The 17,331-nt window shown below is 71.7% G+C and carries 16 protein-coding genes; 9 read left to right on the top strand and 7 right to left on the bottom strand.

Annotated features, from left to right (window positions below; genetic code table 11):
- Window positions 1–17: 17 nt before the first annotated feature.
- The 3 genes from IF61_RS0127510 to IF61_RS0127500 are packed head-to-tail and all read right to left on the bottom strand — an operon-like array spanning window position 18 to window position 3,702.
- Entirely contained in the window at window positions 18–1,196 is a 1,179-nt protein-coding gene (locus IF61_RS0127510; RefSeq protein WP_030369233.1) for a cytochrome P450, read from the bottom strand.
- Window positions 1,197–1,225: 29 nt separating this feature from the next.
- Complete coding sequence (locus tag IF61_RS0127505) at window positions 1,226–2,281, bottom strand: DegT/DnrJ/EryC1/StrS family aminotransferase (protein WP_030369232.1); 1,056 nt, start codon at window positions 2,279–2,281, stop codon at window positions 1,226–1,228.
- Window positions 2,282–2,325: 44 nt separating this feature from the next.
- On the bottom strand, window positions 2,326–3,702 hold the full coding sequence (locus IF61_RS0127500) for a glycosyltransferase (protein WP_030369231.1): 1,377 nt from the start codon (window positions 3,700–3,702) through the stop codon (window positions 2,326–2,328).
- 681 nt (window positions 3,703–4,383) lie between these two features.
- On the opposite strand from IF61_RS0127500, the gene IF61_RS0127495 reads away from it, so the two are divergent.
- From IF61_RS0127495 to IF61_RS0127485, 3 genes are all read left to right on the top strand, one after another.
- Complete coding sequence (locus IF61_RS0127495; protein ID WP_107043147.1) at window positions 4,384–5,019, top strand: LuxR C-terminal-related transcriptional regulator; 636 nt, start codon at window positions 4,384–4,386, stop codon at window positions 5,017–5,019.
- A 111-nt stretch (window positions 5,020–5,130) separates the two neighbouring features.
- Window positions 5,131–6,039, top strand: coding sequence for an amidohydrolase family protein (locus IF61_RS0127490; RefSeq protein WP_030369229.1), 909 nt, complete (start codon window positions 5,131–5,133; stop codon window positions 6,037–6,039).
- 80 nt (window positions 6,040–6,119) lie between these two features.
- The gene (locus tag IF61_RS0127485) at window positions 6,120–6,581 is read left to right on the top strand and encodes a hypothetical protein (RefSeq protein ID WP_030369228.1); all 462 of its coding nucleotides are present in this window, start codon (window positions 6,120–6,122) and stop codon (window positions 6,579–6,581) included.
- 133 nt (window positions 6,582–6,714) lie between these two features.
- Here IF61_RS0127485 and IF61_RS0127480 read toward each other — a convergent pair whose 3' ends face one another.
- The gene (locus IF61_RS0127480) at window positions 6,715–7,164 is read right to left on the bottom strand and encodes a hypothetical protein (protein ID WP_030369227.1); all 450 of its coding nucleotides are present in this window, start codon (window positions 7,162–7,164) and stop codon (window positions 6,715–6,717) included.
- Window positions 7,165–7,315: 151 nt separating this feature from the next.
- On the opposite strand from IF61_RS0127480, the gene IF61_RS0127475 reads away from it, so the two are divergent.
- Window positions 7,316–8,575 carry a sensor histidine kinase gene (locus tag IF61_RS0127475; protein ID WP_030369226.1) on the top strand — a complete coding sequence of 420 codons (1,260 nt, stop codon included), beginning with the start codon at window positions 7,316–7,318 and terminating at the stop codon, window positions 8,573–8,575.
- Window positions 8,560–9,207, top strand: a complete 648-nt coding sequence (locus tag IF61_RS0127470) for a response regulator transcription factor (protein WP_030369225.1) — start codon at window positions 8,560–8,562, stop codon at window positions 9,205–9,207. Before IF61_RS0127475 ends, IF61_RS0127470 begins: the two co-directional genes overlap by 16 nt.
- Window positions 9,208–9,281: 74 nt before the next feature.
- Here the strand turns inward: IF61_RS0127470 and IF61_RS0127465 are convergent, their stop codons facing one another.
- The gene (locus tag IF61_RS0127465; RefSeq protein WP_030369224.1) at window positions 9,282–10,349 is read right to left on the bottom strand and encodes a ligand-gated ion channel; all 1,068 of its coding nucleotides are present in this window, start codon (window positions 10,347–10,349) and stop codon (window positions 9,282–9,284) included.
- Window positions 10,350–10,580: 231 nt separating this feature from the next.
- Here IF61_RS0127465 and IF61_RS0127460 point away from each other — a divergent pair, with 231 nt between their 5' ends.
- The gene (locus tag IF61_RS0127460) at window positions 10,581–12,266 is read left to right on the top strand and encodes an AAA family ATPase (RefSeq protein WP_245684643.1); all 1,686 of its coding nucleotides are present in this window, start codon (window positions 10,581–10,583) and stop codon (window positions 12,264–12,266) included.
- A gap of 104 nt (window positions 12,267–12,370) precedes the next feature.
- Here the strand turns inward: IF61_RS0127460 and IF61_RS0127455 are convergent, their stop codons facing one another.
- Window positions 12,371–12,724: a hypothetical protein gene (locus tag IF61_RS0127455; RefSeq protein WP_169748853.1), complete on the bottom strand. Its 354-nt coding sequence runs from the start codon at window positions 12,722–12,724 to the stop codon at window positions 12,371–12,373.
- A gap of 255 nt (window positions 12,725–12,979) precedes the next feature.
- Here IF61_RS0127455 and IF61_RS0127450 point away from each other — a divergent pair, with 255 nt between their 5' ends.
- Window positions 12,980–14,122: a DegT/DnrJ/EryC1/StrS family aminotransferase gene (locus IF61_RS0127450; protein ID WP_030369221.1), complete on the top strand. Its 1,143-nt coding sequence runs from the start codon at window positions 12,980–12,982 to the stop codon at window positions 14,120–14,122.
- 4 nt (window positions 14,123–14,126) lie between these two features.
- Here IF61_RS0127450 and IF61_RS33645 read toward each other — a convergent pair whose 3' ends face one another.
- Window positions 14,127–14,870 carry a siderophore-interacting protein gene (locus IF61_RS33645; RefSeq protein ID WP_052393106.1) on the bottom strand — a complete coding sequence of 248 codons (744 nt, stop codon included), beginning with the start codon at window positions 14,868–14,870 and terminating at the stop codon, window positions 14,127–14,129.
- 182 nt (window positions 14,871–15,052) lie between these two features.
- Here IF61_RS33645 and IF61_RS0127440 point away from each other — a divergent pair, with 182 nt between their 5' ends.
- Both IF61_RS0127440 and IF61_RS0127435 read left to right on the top strand, forming a co-directional pair.
- On the top strand, window positions 15,053–16,594 hold the full coding sequence (locus tag IF61_RS0127440) for an FAD-binding oxidoreductase (protein WP_030369219.1): 1,542 nt from the start codon (window positions 15,053–15,055) through the stop codon (window positions 16,592–16,594).
- Window positions 16,595–16,687: 93 nt separating this feature from the next.
- Entirely contained in the window at window positions 16,688–17,200 is a 513-nt protein-coding gene (locus IF61_RS0127435) for a winged helix-turn-helix domain-containing protein (RefSeq protein WP_157848695.1), read from the top strand.
- The last annotated feature ends 131 nt before the right edge of the window (window positions 17,201–17,331 follow it).

Raw genomic sequence — 17,331 nt, 5'->3', positions numbered from 1 at the left:
GACGGTCCGGTCGCCGGCTACCAGCGGACCGGCAGCGCGTGCAGTCCGTGCACCACGCCGTCGTGCTTGAAGGACAGTCCCTCGGCGGGCACGGCGAGTTCGAGGGCGGGGATGCGCTCGAAGAGCTTCCGGTAGGCGATCTCCATTTCGACCCGCACGAGGTTCTGCCCCAGGCACTGGTGCACGCCGTAGCCGAAGGCCACGTGGTGGCGGGCGGACCGGGAGGGGTCGAACCGGTGGGGGCACTCGAAGCTGTTCTCGTCGTGGTTGGCCGCTGCCACCAGGGGCACGATGCCCTCGCCCGCCCGGACGAGCTGCCCGGAGATCTCCACGTCCTCGACCGCCACCCGCAGGGACACCAGGTCGGCGACCGAGTGGAAGCGCAGCGTCTCCTCCACGGCCCGGTCGTCACCGATCCACTCGGGGTTCGTCAGGAGGGTGACCACGCCCAGCGCGATGTTGTTGGCCGTCGTCTCGTGCCCGGCGATGAGCAGGAGCATCAGCACGCCCGACAGCTCGTGCGGGGCGATCGCGCCGGTGGCCAGCAGCCTGCTGACCAGGTCGTCGGCGGGCCACTTCTGCTTGATGGCCACCAACCGGTTGATGTAGCGCAGCAGGTCCTTGGCGGCGGACTCCCGCTGCTGGTCGGTCGAGGCGCGGATGGCGACCAGGGTGCGCGTCCTGGACTCGAAGAAGTCGCGGTCGGCCGGCGGCACCCCGAGCAGCGAGGAGATCACCAGGGACGGGATGGGCAGCGCGAAGTCGGCGACGAGGTCGGCGCAGTCGCCCGCGGCCAGCATCGCGTCGAGGCGCTCGTCCACCGTGCGTTCGATCGCCGGGCGCATCGCGCGGACGCGCCGGACGGTGAACTCCGGGATGAGCGCCTTGCGGAACCGGTCGTGCTCCGGGGAGTCCAGCCCCACGAACCAGCCCGGGATCTGGTCCTGCTTGGGCACCCCCAGGCTCTCGCCGACGTTCGGGAACCCCGGGTGCTCGGGGTTGGAGCTGATCCTCGGATCGGTCAGCACGGCGCGCACGTCCTCGTGCCGGGTGACCAGCCAGACCCGGTCGCCGTTGGGCAGGCACGAGAGGACCAGCCCCTGCTGCTCGCGGTAGCCGGCGTAACCCGGGGGCGGGAAGGCCACGCCGGGCTTGCGCAGCGGGAAGTCGACCACCTGCGGTTCGGCTTGCGTCATGTGCGGATGTCCCCTTTCGGACGGTTCGGTCAGACGCCGTAGAACGCGCGGACCCGGCCGATCACGAAGTCCTGGTCGGCGGCGGTCAGCCCGGTGTGCGTGGGCAGGTACAGCCCGTCCTCGGCGAAGACGTTCGCCTTGAGCGAGGGCCACTCGGGATGGAAGTACATGGGCTGCCGGCTCATCGGCTTGAAGAAGAGCCGGGTCTCGATGGACCGGTCGGCCAGGAACGCCCGTAGCTCCTCGCGGCGTTCGGCCCGGACGTCGTACATCCACAGCACGTCCCGCGGCGGCATCAAGGTGATCCCGGGGACGTCGGCGAGACCTTCGTCGTAGCGCTTCTCTATCGTCCGGCGCGTCTGAAGGATCTCGTCCAGCCGCTCGACCTGGCCGAGGGCGACGGCGGCCTGCATGGCCGTCATCCTGAAGTTGTAGGCGACCTTCTTGTGCAGGAAGCTGTGGTCCTTGGTGAAGGCCATGGCGCGCAGGTGCTCCAGCTGCCCGGCCAGCCTGGGATCGTCGGTGAGGCAGATGCCGCCCTCGCCCGAGGTGATGATCTTGTTAGCGAAGAGCGAGAAGCAGGCGATGTCGCCGACCGGGCGGATGCCGTGGGCCTCGGCGGAGTCCTCGACGACGCGCAGGTTGTGCTGGAACGCGATGTCCATGATCGCGTCCATGTCGCAGCGCCGGCCGTAGACGTGCACGGGCATGACGGCCCTCGTCCGCGAGGTGATCTTCTCCTCGATGCGGGTGACGTCGATGTTGAGGTCGTCCGCGCAGTCGACGAAGACGGGGGTCGCTCCGGTGTAGGTGACCGCCCAGGCGGAGGCGACCATGGTGAACTCGGGGACGATCACCTCGTCGCCCGGGCCGATGCCCAGCGCCCGCAGGGCCAGCGTGAGGGCGGCGGTCCCGGAGGAACAGGCGACGCCGTGCGCGATCGCGTTGTAGTCCGCGAAGGCGCGCTCGAAGCGCTGGATCACCGGCCCTTGGGACGATATCCAGCCGTCGCTGACGGTCGCGGTGACGTATTCGAGCTCTCGGCCGTCCAGGGCCGGCCTGGACACGGGGTACGTGAACGACATCGTCGCTCTCTTCCTTCTCGTGGGGTCCGGGTACTCGGGTGTCCTCAGGCCAGGGCCGGGAGCCCGAGGATCAGCGAGGCGGCGGTCTCCCGCCCGCCCGCCGCGCGCTGCAGCTTCCCGAGCCGCTCCGCCTTCTCGGCGAAGGAGGGGGTGCCCAGCACGCGGGTGAGCTTGTCGACGACGTCGCCGGCGGACAGGGCGTGCGGCCGGTCCAGGGTCAGGCTGATACCGAAGTCCCGGCCGCGGACCGCCTGGTCGAAGCAGTCCACCCACAGCGGCCGGACCACGAGCGGCTTGCCGAAGTACACGCCCTCGTTGAAGCCGTTGCCGCCGCCGTGGGTGAAGAACACCTTCACGTTCGGGTGGGCGAGGACGTCGTGCTGCGACGGGACCCAGCTCTCGATGCGGAGGTTGGCCGGCAGCGACTCCCGCGGCGGCAGCAGGTGCTGCTGTTCCTCGGACAGCTTCCACAGCACCTGGTGCCGGCCTTCGAGCCGGCGGGCGACCTCCACGACGGAGCCGACCTCCGCCCGGGTCAGCCGGGTGATGGTCCCGAGCCCCATGTAGACCACGGACGACTGGGCGTCCAGCCAGCCCGACAGGTCCTTGTCGTCCGGGGCCTCGGGGAGCGGCGGGACCATCGCGCCGACCAGCCGCATCTTGCCGGGGACGGTGAAGGGGTAGTCCAGCTCCGCGATCGAATTGCACAGGACCATCTCGGCCTTGTCGATCCTCGCCATCGGGCTGATCGACGGGAGGCCGAGCGCCTTGCGCCGCCGGCCGTCCTGCCTCATGACCTTCCCCATCTCCGGGGTGCAGAACATCGCCAGGGTCCGGATCTTGAACAGTTCGTTGCTGATGCGCTGGACGAGGCTCATCCCGGCCGGCAGCCCGGTGTGGGGGACCGGGAAGCCCTTCGGGGTGTATCCCTTGCCGAAGGGGGCACGGGCCGTCAGCACGTTGCTCGGCAGGAACGGCACGCTGAGCACGAACGGGATCCCCCGGGCTATGGCCAGATCGATCGCGAATCCGCTGATGCAGTCGATGACCATCAGCGCCGGTCGCACCTTGCTGACGACGGCTTCGAGCCGGCGGTACTTCACGTCCTGCAGGCCGGGCTTGTAGGACTGCTTGATGACCGCGCGGTGCGCACGGAAGCGCGAGGACTGGGTGACCTCGCGGTAGACGTCGTCGCCCCACGTCACCGCGGACAGCTCGGAGATGACCTCGCCCAGGGAGGCGAACTCCACCGGGGAACGCTCCGCGATCCGCCGCACGTCGTCGCGCCGCGGCTCGTCGGTGGCGAACCAGAGGTCCTCCACCCCCTGGCGGGAGAGCTCGCCCGCCAGGACGAGCAGCGGGTTGAGCAGGCCGCTCTCCGGGAGGCTGACGAAGAGGATCGGCCGTCGGGCGGAGTCCATGGGTTCCCTTTCGGCGGTGGCGGGCGCGCGTCGGGCACGCCCCCGTGCGGTCGGCTGGCCGTGCTCACCTTTGATCTCACGCCGGGTGCCGGGAAATCCGTAGACTCCTCCGCCCCTGCGGCCCGGACCTCGCCCTCGGTGGCGCGCAGGGCGGGTGTCATGCCCCCGGCGCCGGCCGGCCCCGGTTTCCGGGTGCTGCGGAAAATTCTTGACGCGTTTTTTCGGGAACCTGGAACCGGAGGCGTCATGAACTCGTTACGTGCACTCGATCTCGCATTCCTGCGGTGAATTGGGCGTGATGGATGATCATTTTTCATTCGGCGTGCAGCGCGGTCCGGTGCCCATTGATCCGGAGCCTTTGATTCCGATATACCGGCAGGTAGTGATCGAGAGCGTGCGGAGAGTGATGAAGCGGTCCGGGTGTGGCGTAAAGGTGCGGCTATTGGCGTGATTTCGGCCGTACGGGAGCCACCGAAGCCGCGGTTATGTACCGAACCGTTTTTCGATTGAGCCGCAGGTTTAAGTGTCTCCGCATGGCGGTCGTTGCCCCCTCGGTCGGTAGGTAACTAGCCTTCCAATTCATCCCACCTCCACGCGAAGTTTCATGAAGGGGATCTTCCTTTGCTGAATTCAGTCCCCACGCTCATTGATTCGGCCGGGTTAGAGGCAGGCGGCGACCCGATGGGCCGGGCCGGCGGCGCGGACGCGCACCAGCAGCCCGACCAGCAAGGCATGTGTGTGGCGGGGCTCGACGCGGCCCTGACCATCCGGCAGGCGAACCAGGAGTTCTTCCGGCAGTTCAGCGGCTCGTCGGAGGAGCTGTGCGGCCGCAGCATCCGCGACGTGGTGCACCCGAGCGTCCAGCAGCCGCTGATGCGTCAGTTCTCCCACTTGCTCGAAGGCAAGCACCAGCGCTTCGTCACCCCCGTCATCGCCGTGCGCCCCGGCGGGGAGTCCGCCTTCACCGTTCCCCTCACCGCGATCGCGGTGAGCGGCGGACTGCCCGGCACCAACGCGGTCCTCGTCATGATGCCCACGGCCAAGGGCACCGAGGAGACGCGGGTGGTCACCAAACGCAAGAAGGTCCTCTCCGCGATGGACGCCCGCATCCTCGAGGGCATCGCCGCGGGCATCTCCACCATCCCCCTGTCCTCACGCCTCTTCCTGAGCCCGCACGGCGTCGAGTACCACGTGACCTGCCTGCTGCGGAAGCTGAAGGTGCGCAACCGCACCGCACTCGTCTCCCGCGCCTACTCCATGGGCGTGCTCAAGATCGGCACCTGGCCGCCCGAGGTCGTGGACGACTTCGTGAAGTGAGCGGGCCGCGAGGGCCGTGGCGCGGCAACCTCCCGTCCTGACGGTGGCCGCGGGGCATGGCGATGGGTCTCGTCCGGCCACAGCGCGGAGGCTCGCGGCAGGATGTGGCCCATGACCACCGACGTTTCGCCCGCGCAGCAGCCCACCGCCGCCGAGCAGGAGCGCGTCAGGCGCTTCTGGCAGGAGCTCGGGCTGCCCGGGCTCATCGACGTCCACACCCACTTCATGCCCGACCGGGTCATGCGCAAGGTGTGGGCCTACTTCGACGCGGCCGGTCCGCTCACCGCCCGGCCGTGGCCCATCACCTACCGCACCGGCGAGGACGAACGCGTCGCAAGGCTGCGCGCCTTCGGCGTGCGCCGGTTCACGGCCATGCTCTACCCGCACAAGCCCGGCATGGCCGCCTGGCTCAACTCCTGGGCCGCAGGCTTCGCCGCCCGTCACCCCGACTGCCTGCACACCGCCACGTTCTTCCCCGAACCCGGAGCGGCCCGCTACGTGCGCCGCGCCGTCGAGCAGGGCGCCCGCGTCTTCAAGGCGCACCTGCAGGTCGGCGGGTACGACCCCAACGACCCCCTCCTCGACCCCGTTTGGGACCATCTCGCCGGCCAGGGCATACCCGTCGTCGTCCACTGCGGCTCGGGACCCGCCCCCGGCGCCCACACCGGACCCGGCCCCACGGCCCGCCTGCTGCGGCGCCACCCCGGAACACGCCTGGTCATCGCGCACATGGGACTCCCCGAGTACAGCGACTTCCTCGACCTCGCCGACCGCCACCCCGGCGTGCACCTGGACACGACCATGGCCTTCACCGACTTCACCGAAGACGTCGCCCCGTTCCCGCGCCGGGAGACCGCACGCCTGCGGGAGCTCGGCGACCGCATCCTCCTGGGCACCGACTTCCCCAACATCCCCTACACCTACCACCACGCCCTGGAGTCCCTGGCCCGGCTGCGGCTGGGCGACGACTGGCTGCGAGCCGTCTGCCACGACAACGCCGCCCGCCTCTTCGGCCTGTGAACACCCCGTTCCGCGATGACGGGCGGCGGACGGGGGAGAGGCCGCGGCCGCGGCGGGGGACGGGCATGACAGCATGTGGCATGTCCATCACGCACCCCGGCGGCGATTACGCGATCACCGTCATCTACTCCGTACCCGCCGACGCCTGGCACCTGGAACTGGAGCTCGTCGCCGAGCAACTGACCTTGGTGCTCGCGAGCGTTCCCGACGAGGACCCGGCGCGGGAGCCGACGATGTCTTTCGACGCCGGCGGGCGGCACCTGCACGTCCCGCGCGACGTCATGCACTGGTTCATGGACCGCGTCGATGAGGAGATCCGCACGTCCCGCGCCTGGATGCGGCTGCGGCGCGAGCTCGTCGAGGTCATTCACCGGCTGCGCCAGGAGTACCTGGGTGACATCGATGACGACGATTTCCCTCGCGTTCTGGCGGAGGTACGCGCCGCGGTCCCCGAGGCGGACATTCCCGCCGTTCTTGAGGCCGCCTTCGGGCGGAGGCCCGACGGCACCTCCCTGCACCATGGAGGACCGGTCGGGTCCTGACCCTGCGTCAGTCTCTCCCGCCCCTTGCCGAGACGGACACGCAGACACGTCACGGCGGCCCCCGTCGCCGGCGGGGCGGCGTCGGCGAGGGCGGAATCCCGGTGGCGTGCCGCCGCCCGCCGTCCGCCGTCCGTCAGTGCCCCTTGGGGAAGGCGGCGCGCAGCGCGGAGCCGCGGGTGATGAACGCGACGCCGATGACGGGCAGCATGCAGACCACCTGCATCACGGCGTACCACGGCGGACAGACACCCGGGATCAGGTCGACGCCGATGATCGCGATCGGCATGATGACGGCGAGGGCGCTCACCCGCTCGAAGGCCCGCCGGGATCCCCGGGCGGCGGAGGCGGTCACCCGGTGGATCAGCACGGCGAGCACCGGCAGCAGGACGGCCCGCACCCACATGAACGTGTTCACCGTATGGCCGGTGCCCGCCACCGCGATGACCGCCAGGAGGGCGGCGGTGCCGAGTGCGCCGTAGATCTTGATGCTGTTCTTCGCCGTGGTGAAGGCGCTTTGCGTGCGGGGGTCGTTGAGGAGTGCCGCCGCGGCCGTGGTGTGCGTGCTGGTTTCGTTGGTCTTCATGCTCACTGACGCTACGAAGCGCCCGGCCGGCCCGGTATGGGCCTGGGCGCACGGGTGGGTGGGGCTAGCCCCACTCCTGGGCTGACCAGGGCAGGAGCGGGCTCCGCACGGTGCACAGTGGAAGCATCGAACGGGAAGCGGAGGAAGATTCATGAGACGACTGGGGACGTGGCCGGCACGCGTCGGCGTGGGGTTCGTACGGGCGTGTGCCGTGGCGGCCGTCAGCCTGCTGGTTCCGGCCGTGTGGGCCGCGGCCGCGGCGCTGGGGATCTGGTGGGGGCCGGGAAACCCCTGGTCGTGGACGGCGCCGTTCGCGATCGTGTGCGTGGGCACGCTCGCCCTGCCCCGCCCGGTCTGCCGGACGATCCGCTTCCTCGTCGCGCGGTGGGCCGCCACCGTCATCCCCGCCGGATACCGGCAGGGCGGCCCGGTGACGCGGTTGTCCACCGGGTACTGGTGGAACGGCTTCTCCTACGAGCGCAGCCGCCGGGACGCCGTCCTGGACCAGAAGATGCGGCTCTGGTGGAGCGACCCCGCCAACTGGCGCGACCTGCGGTTCACGGGGATCGTGCCGTTCACCGCGGGCGTGGTCGCCGCCCTCCCGCCGGCCGGAGTGGCCGCCGCGGTCCTCGGGTTCGCCCGGCCGGAGACCGCCGCGCACCTCGTCGGCGGACTCGGCCTGGTCGTGGCCGTCGCCTCCGCCCCGTACGCCTGGCGGCCCGTCGTACCGGTGGCCGTCCGCTTCCTCCGCCCCTCGCCCGCGATGGCGCTGGCGGACCGGGTGGACGAACTGACCGCCCAGCGCGCGGACGCGACGGTCGCGCAAGCCGCCGAGATCCGCCGCATCGAACGGGACCTGCACGACGGCGCACAGGCCCGCCTGGTCGCGCTCGGGCTCTCCGTGGCGACCGCCGGGAAACTCATGGATAGCGACCCGGACCAGGCCAGGGCACTGATGCGGGACGCACAGGCCGGCGCCACCGCCTCCCTGGCCGAACTCCGCGAGCTGATCCGGGGCATCAGCCCGCCCGTACTCAACGAACGGGGACTCGCCGACGCCGTCCGCGCCCTCGCCCTTGACATGCCCCTCGACGTGGCCGTCAGCGCCGCCACCCCGCTGCGCCTGGACCCGCCGATCGAGTCCGCCGTCTACTTCGGCATCGCCGAACTGCTGACCAACGCGGTCAAGCACGCCCGGGCGACCCGGGCGTACGTCACCCTCACCCGGGACGACACCGGCGTCATCGCCGAGGTCGAGGACGACGGCCGGGGCGGCGCCGGCATCCGGACCGGCGGCGGGCTCGCGGGCCTGCGCCGCCGCCTCGCCGCCTTCGACGGCACCCTGGAGATCACCAGCCCGCCGGGCGGTCCGACACGGGCGAGGATGATGGTGCCATGCGAATCGTTGTAGCCGAAGACCTCTACCTCCTGCGCGACGGGATGGTCCGACTGATCGAGGCGTGCGGACACGAAGTGGTGGCGACCGCGGCCACCGGACCCGAGACGCTCGACGCACTGCGGACATGGCGCCCGGACGTGTCCGTCATCGACGTCCGCATGCCGCCGAACCAGTCGGACGAGGGCCTGCAGGCGGCCCTCGCCGCCCGCCGCGAGATGCCCGGGCTGCCGGTCCTCATCCTCTCCCAGCACGTCGAGCAGCTGTACGCGCGGGAGCTCCTGGCCGACGGGTCCGGCGGTGTCGGCTACCTCCTCAAGGAGAGCGTGTTCGACGCCGACCAGTTCATCGGCGCCCTGGAGCGGGTCGCGGCCGGCGGGACCGCCATGGACCCGTCCGTCATCGCGAAACTGCTCTCCAACAGCTCCCCGGGCCGGGGGCTCGAGCAACTCACCGAACGCGAGTACTCCGTGCTGGGCCTCATGGCCGAGGGCCTGTCCAACCAGGCCATCGGCCGCCGCCTCTTCCTCAGCGACAGCGCCATCAGCAAGTACACCACCACCATGTTCGGCAAGCTGGGCCTCAACGATGACGACGACAGCAACCGCCGCGTCCGCGCCGTCCTCACCTACCTGAACAAGCCTTGACCCGATCAGGCGCCGTGATCGCCGCGTCGCCGGCGACCTGTGCCCGGCATTGCTCACGGCGACGGGGAGGAGCGTCACCGCCACGCCGCCTGGAGTACCAGCGCCCCGCACGCCACCACGTAGGCGGCGAGCCCGCACCACGCCCCGCGGTGGCCCATGTGCTCCGCCCGGGTGGGGCTGCCGCCCCGGGAGGTCCAGCTCCAGGCGAGGACCGTACCCGCCACGGCGAGGAGGAGGAACGCGAGCGTGGTGAGGTGGAGCCGGTCGATGAGGGTCAGCCCGGTGGAGCTGGTGATCACGTCATTGGCCTGCTGCATGTTGAGGACGACGACGAACAGGCCGCCGCCCAGGACGCCGAGCCTGTTGTGGATGCCCTCCAGCCGCGCGGTGGTCTCCAGCTCCTCGCGGTGGGAGGAGACGAGGAAGGTGGAGACGGCGATGAGTACGGCGAGGTAGAGCGGGATGGTCAGTTTCCAGAAGACGGTGGGAGCGGAGCGTTCGAGGTCGATCCGGATGTGCACCTGGTCGTAGGTGCTGCCGTTCTTCAGACTGTGGTCGCCGTACGTGGTGGTGTAGTGCTTGACGGCGCTGACCAGCCGGAATCCGGTCAGGTGCCAGCCCTGGGGGCGGATGTCCGGGTTGGTCTGCGCATCGGCGTTGTTCACGGTGAACCGGAAGTGGTTCGTGTCCTCCGGTGCGGTCAGGACGATCTCGATGCGGTGGCGGTCGAAGGGGAAGTTCCGTACGTCCCAGCGCTGCCGGAAGCTGGACTGCACCCGCACCTGGTCCAGTACCTGCCCGTCCTGCTCGATGATGTTCGGCTCGGAGGCGTTCGGGTCGTCGGCGTTGGCGTAGGAGACCTTGGGCAGTGGGTCGGCGCTCTTGTCCGGGCAGATGGTCCACAGCCACAACCGGGCGGAGAACCTGCCCTTGGCGGGATCGATGTCGTACAGGTCGCTGACGTAGGCGCTCAGCTCGCACCTGACGGGGCCCGTCCGGCCGGGCGGGACGGCGGTCGTCGCTGAGGCCGGGCCGGCGGCCGGCAGCCAGAGGGCGCATGCGGTGCCGAGAACGAGGAGGACGAGGGCCGTCACGGGGGATGACCGGGGGAGGGTGCCTTCGTGCCGCGGTTCCGTGGTCATAGGGCCCTAGGCTTCCCGCCTTCGGCCGGGCGGGAACGGTCGTGCGGACGCATGAGCCGCTGCCGGGAACGCGACTTTGCGCCGCCCTTCAGCGGGGGCGCCGGCCTTCAGCGGGGGTGGAACGCCCGGCGTCGCGGGCGCAGTACCATCAGCCCTCTGTAAATGATCACATCAACCGTTCCTGTTCCCGTTCCTGCTCCGGAGCAGGAACGGGAACAGGAGGGCAGAACTGTGTCGGGTGGAAAGACGTCCTGGCTGGCGGCGAGACGAGCGGAGCGGGCCTGGCTGGAAGCCGTCGGCCTGTTCGAGCAGGGAGCCACCGACCGGGCGGCGGCGCGCTTCGCGGACGCGGTGCGGGACGACCCCACCGCGGCCGACGCCTGGCTCGGCCTGCACGCCACGGGCCGGCGTCAGGACGAGGCCCTGGCCGCCATGGAGCAGCACGAGGCGAAGTTCGGGGCCCTGCGGGCGAAACACAGCAAATCCCTGGTGTCCCAGTTCCGGATCGGCGCGTACGTCAACTTCCCCCTGGTGACGAGCCGGGACCTGTGGCTGGCCGTCCACAGCGCCCTCCTGGACGCCGGCGCCCTCGGCGAGGCATGGCAGACGATGGCCGAAGCGGAGCCGGACTGCGACGGGATGCGCTTCCTCACCACGCGGTACGCCTACCTCTCGGAGGAGTGGAACTGGGTGCTGTCCTCCTCGACCGACATCGAGGAATCCCTGCTCGTGGCCGAGGCGCAGCTCTACGCCGCGCAGGCGCTCATCGCGCAGAAGGTCTGGCACGAGGCCCTCAACACCCTGACCTGGCTGTCGGAGGAGATGGAGGTCAACAGCCACTTCGAGGCCGAGGTGGCCTACTGGAGCGGTGTGGCCCACGAGGGGCTGGGTGCCCAGGAGCAGGCCCTCAAGCACTTCCAGTACGCCTACCGGCACTACCCCGGGCTGTACGACGTGGCGGAGCGGGCGCAGGTCGTCCAGGCCGGGGGCGGCTCGGCCGCCGTGGCGGCGGGGCAGCGCGCGGAGCTGCTCGCCCAGGCGCGGGCCGAACTCGACGGCATGATCGGCCTGGAGTCGGTCAAGCGTCAGGTCCACACCCTGATCGCCCAGCTGGAGATGGCGGGGCTCCGCGCGGAGCAGGGCATACCCACCCGCAGCCGGCCGCAGCACTTCGTCTTCGCCGGCCCGCCCGGCACCGGCAAGACCACGGTGGCCCGCATCGTGGGAAAGGTCTTCGCGGGGCTCGGCCTGCTGGAGCGCGGTCACGTCGTGGAGACGCAGCGCGTCGACCTGGTCGGCGAGCACCTCGGCTCCACCGCGCTGAAGACGTCGGCGGTCATCGACTCCGCCCTGGACGGCGTGCTCTTCATCGACGAGGCGTACGCCCTGGTCAACGACGGCTACAACGGTGGTGACGCGTTCGGCAACGAGGCGCTGCAGGTGCTCCTGAAGCGTGCCGAGGACGACCGCGAGCGCCTGGTCGTGGTTCTGGCCGGCTACCGCCGCGAGATGGAGGGCCTCCTGGCCACCAACCCCGGCCTGGCCTCCCGCTTCACCACGCACGTCGACTTCCCGTCGTACGCGCCGGAGGAACTGCGGGAGATCGCCGGCGTGCTGCTGGACGACAACGGCGACGTCCTGTCCCCGGCGGGCGCGAGCGCCCTGGAACGGAGCCTCAGCGGTGCGGCGGACAGGATCGACGCCCTCGGCAACGGCCGTTTCATCCGCAACCTGTGCCAGAAGGCCGCCGCCCACCGCGATCTCCGCCTCGCGGCAACGCCCCGCAACGGCGAGCCGTTGACGCGCGAAGACCTCGTCACCCTCCACGCGCCGGACGTCTTCGCGGCCTTCGACGAGCTGATGGACAGCGCTAAGGCGAGTACGGGCGCGGGCGGGCGGTCTTCGGCCGGAGCGTAACCGGAGAGTAAGGCGAAGGTTCCCGTAAGCCGTCGGGCCGGCCGCAGCGGTGGAGAGACCGCTGTGGCCAGCCCCCTCGGCTGCCGGGGCTCCGTTCCTAGCGGTCAGCCGGGAATCGCCCCCGCATCGGTGACCTCCGCGTTGCGGTCGCACCACACGAGCGAAGTGCCACCGGAGCGGGCCCGGTTGCCGAAGCGGAGGTACAGGTAGCCGTCGGGCTGGTGGCAGACGGCGTACCCGGTGAACGAGCTGCCGTAGCACTTGATCGACGCACCGTGCCCCTTGGTGCCCCTCTCGTACCGCCATGCGTCGCAGGAGAGGGCGGGCGCGGCGTCGCGTGCGGAAGCGGAAGCGGATCCGGATGGCGATGCGGAAGCGGGCACGGCGAGGCTCACCATGCCCCCGCCAGCAAGAGCGAGGGATGCGCTGACGGCCGCGACACGGTAGCGGAATCTCATGTGACCCCCTGTAGACGTTGCGGTCGATCGATGCCGAGGGGCGACGCTACTCACGGAGGCGGGCGCCCGGTAGGGCCCGGGCGGAGTTGGCCGGGAACCGGCTCTCGGAGTCCGCCAACGGCGCTGCCGGAGGTGCGACGGGGGTATACGAGCCGTTCGCGTTGCGGAGGAGCATTATCCGCTTCTTGTGGGTAAGTGCTCTCGTGACGTACGGGCATGACAGGTCACGACCCGCGACCCCAGGAGGAGAGCTACGTGATCGCATTCTCGCGGCCCGCGCTGGGCGACCCCGAACTCCGGGCCGTCGCGGAGGCCTTCGACAGCGGGACCGTCGGCTACGGGCCGCGGTCGCGGGACTTCGAGGGGCGCTTCGCCCGGCACCTCGGCGTCCCACCGGAGCACGTCGTCTTCCTCAACTCCGCGACCTCGGGCACGTTCCTCGCGCTCGAACTGCTCGGCCTCACCGAGGGGGACGAGGTGGTGATCCCGTCCCTGAGCTTCGTGTCCGGGCCCAACGCCACCCGGGCGCGCGGCGCCCGCCCCGTCTTCTGCGAGGTCGACCCGCGCTCCCTCAACCCGTCGGTCCGCGACGTCGAGCGGGTGCTCACCCCGCGCACCAAGGCGGTCCTGGTCCTGCACTACGGCGGCTGTCCCGGCGACATCGCCGGCCTGGCGGAGCTCTGCGCGCGGCGGGGCGTCGCCCTGGTCGAGGACGCGGCCTGCTCCGTGGCGTCCAGCGTGCGCGGAAGGGCCGCCGGGACCTTCGGCGACATGGGCGTCTGGAGCTTCGACCAGATGAAGATCATGGTGACCGGTGACGGCGGCATGCTCCACGTGCGCGACCCCCGCCTCGCCCGCCGGGCCCGCCGCCTCGCCTACCACGGCCTGGCCCGGCCCGACGACGGCTTCACCCCGCCGCCGTGGCGGTCCTGGGAGTTCGAGCAGCGGGAGATCGGCCGCCGGCTCGTCGGCAACGACCTGACCGCCGCGATCGGCGCCGTCCAACTGTGCCGCCTGCCCGGTCTCGTCGCCCGCAGGGAGGAGCTCGTCCGCCGCTACGACGACGCGCTGGCCGGCGCCGCGGGCATCCGGCGGCCGCCCCCGCTCCCCGGCGGGCACGTCTCCTCCCACTACCTGTACTGGGTGCAGGTGGACCGCCGCATCAGGGACGAGGTGGCCCGCCGCCTGCACGCCGCCGGGGTCGAGACGAGCTTCCGCTACGGGCCGCTGCACACGGTCCCGGCCTACGGGCCCGTACGCTCCCTGCCCGTGTCCGAGCGCGCCGCGGCGGAGACGCTGTGCCTGCCGCTGCACCCCGGGCTCACCGACGACGACGCACGGACCGTCGCGCACCTGTTGCGCGAGACCGTCCGCGCGCTCCGGCCGCGGGCGGCGTGACGCTTCAGAGGATGCCGCACTTGCCCGGCGTCCAGTGCGTCTGCGTCTTGACCGCGTACCGCGGCCAGCCCCGCTCGGTCACGAAGTGGCGCACCACCGCCCGGCAGGTCGCCGCTTCTCCCGCGACGTAGGCGACTCCCGGCCCGGGAGGCAGCTCCAGCCGGCGGACGGCCGCCACCAGCACCGGTGAGGCGGCCGCCGAGGCGCGCCCGCGGTGCACCCAGCGCAGCGTCCGCGCGCCGTCCGGCGCCGGGAACTCCGCCTCCGGGCCCGTGGTCTCCAGCACCCCGTGGGTCACGGCCCCGGGCGGGAGCGCGTCCACCATGGTGAGGAGCGGCACCGCTCCCGTCTCCTCGCCGACGAAGACGTGGTGGCGGGCCCGGGGGTCGAGCACGATCCGGTTGCGCGGGACCCCGGTCCGTACGCGCGCGCCGGGCGTCACGGCGCCCGCCCACGCGCAGCCCGGGCCGCCCGGGCGGTGCAGCGCGATCCGCAGGGTGAGCGAGGCGTCGGCCGGGGTGTGCCGCCACACCGAGTACGTCCGCAGGACGGGCCCCTGCGCGCCACCGGGAACCTCCACGGGGAGGTGGGCGCCCGGCTTGCAGGCGAACCGGGCGAAGGCGGGGCCGCGCAGCGTGACGTCCGTCATGCCGGGCACGGCGGCCCGGACCGCGGTGACCTTCGCCTCCAGCAGCCGCTCGTCCCGGAACCGCCTGCCCGGATACCCGTTCCGCTCCGCCTGGTGCATGTGCTCCGCCTTCCGCTCCCGGTGTCCCTCCCATTGTGCGGAACGTCAAGTGCCGCTTTCTTTCACCCCGCTGACAGGAGCGGAGGCACGGGTGATCCTGCCGGGCATCCTGGGCCGTGGTTCCCGTGATCGCTTCCCGCGCGCCCGGGCGCGCGGGCCGGCCGATGGAATGGAGAGGCAGCATGCTCGACAGGCGGACTGTGCTACGGGCCGGAGCGGTGGCGGCGGCCGCTGCCGCCACCGGCGCGACCGGTGCGGCGGCCGCGGGCCCGGCGGGTCCGGCCGCGCGGCGCGCAGGCGGCGGCGTCGACTGGAACGAGCTCGAACGCCGCCTGTCGGGCGACCTCGTCCTGCCTTCGGACAGCGGCTACGAACGGGCCAGGAAGCTCTACAGCGGCCAGTTCGACGGGATCCGGCCGCAGGCCGTGGCCTACTGCCGGAGCGAGGAGGACGTCCGGACGACCCTCGCGTTCGCCCAGGACCACGCCCTGCCCCTCGTCCCGCGCAGCGGCGGGCACAGCTTCGGCGGCTACTCCACGGGCGAGGGGATCGTCCTCGACCTCTCGCGGCTCAGCACGGTGGGGCTGACGCCCCGGAACACCGTCGTCATGGGGGCCGGCACCCAGCAGGTGGACGCCCTGACGGCGCTGTCGCCGCGCGGCGTCACCGTGGCGGGCGGCAACTGCCCGGGCGTCTGCCCCGGCGGGTTCGTCCCGGGCGGCGGGCTGGGCTGGCAGACCCGCAAGTACGGCATGGCCTGCGACCGCCTGGTCTCGGCCCGGATCGTCCTGGCCGACGGGCGGGCCGTCACCGCGTCCGCCGCCGAGCACCCGGACCTGTTCTGGGCGACGCGCGGCGGCGGGGGCGGCAACTTCGGCGTGATCACCAGCCTGGAGCTGCGGCCCACGGACGTGCCCACCCTCGTCAGCTACAACCTCACCTGGCCGTGGGAGGCCGCGCAGCGGGTCGTCGAGGCGTGGCAGCACTGGATCATCGACGGCCCGCGGGACCTGGGCGCCGCCCTGGCCGTGCAGTGGCCGGACGCCGGGACCGGCGCCCCGGTGGTCGTCGTCACCGGAGCCTGGCTCGGCGCGCCGGACGCCCTCGACCCCGTACTGGACTCCCTGGTGGCGTCGGTGGGCCGGGCGCCCGCCACGCGGTCGGCCAAGCGGCAGTCCGCGCACGACGCGATGATGGCGCAGTACGGCTGCGCCGAGCTGTCGCCCGAGCAGTGCCACACCGTGGGCTACTCGCCCGAGGCGGCCCTGCCCCGGCAGAACTTCTCCATCGACCGCAACCGGCTCTTCTCCGCGGCCATCCCGGCGCGGGGCGTCGAGCGGATCCTGGAAGCCTTCGCCGCGGGCCCCCGGGCCGGGCAGTTCCGCTTCCTGAGCTTCTTCGCCCTCGGCGGCGCCGCCAACCGCCCCGACCGCTCCACCACCGCCTACGTGCACCGCGACACGCAGTTCTACCTGGGCTTCTCGCTCGCCCTGAACAAGCCGGACTACAGCCGCGAGGACGAGACCGCCGGCCGGGCCTGGGCCGCGCGCGGGCTGCACACCCTCGACCCGCACTCCAACGGCGAGAGCTACCAGAACTTCATCGACCCCGAGCTGACCGACTGGCGCACGGCCTACTACGCCGAGAACTACGGCCGGCTGACCGCGGTCAAACGCGCCTACGACCCGCACCGCTTCTTCTCCTTCGCCCAGGCCGTCGGCTGACCGGAGCGCCCCTCGCAGCCGTGCGCCGCGGACTTCCGTGTGATTGAGTGAAGTCCGGTTCAATGGTGGACAGTTGAGGTGGAGGGGGCGCGCGTGCCGTTACTGCCGGGAGAGAAGGTGGAGCTGATCCGCTGGCCGGCGGAGTCCGACCGCCGGGAGCGCTGCCGCGACCGCGGGGTCATGCGGATCCTGGTGCTGGAGGCGGGCGCGGAGGCGCCCGCGAGCCCGGACCTCCGGGAGGACTGGGTGCGCGCCCCCATCAGCCCCGGGGACCTCCGGGCCCGTGCCGAGGCGCTGCGGATGCGGGCGGCCGCGGAATCCCGGCCCGTCGTCGAGCCCAACGGGGTCCTGCGCTTCCGCCGCCGCTCCGCCCTGCTCTCGCCCACCGGTGCGCATCTGGTGGCCCGGCTGGCGGCCTCCTTCACGGAGGTCGTCGCCCGCGACGACCTGCTCGCCCCGCAGCCCGGCCGGCCCCCGCTCAGCCGCAACGCGCTCGACCTGCACATCATGCGCATCCGCCGCCGGCTGTCGGCCCTGGACCTGCGCGTGCGCACCGTCCGCGGGCGCGGCTACGTCCTGGAGGCCGCACACCGGGCGGAGCACTGAGCCCGCCCGCACAGTCCGCACTGCCCGCACAGTCCGCACTGCCCGTGCCGTACGCACTGCCTCGTACCGTACGCACCACCCCGCACCGATCGCGTCGGCGCGCACCCGCGAGCGCCGGCGTACCCACGAGC

It is taken from the genome of Streptomyces roseoverticillatus, from assembly GCF_000719265.1.
Taxonomy (GTDB): Bacteria; Actinomycetota; Actinomycetes; order Streptomycetales; family Streptomycetaceae; genus Streptomyces; species Streptomyces roseoverticillatus.
The sequence above is the reverse complement of the archived record's forward strand: the minus strand, read 5'-3'. Positions and strand labels throughout refer to the sequence as shown.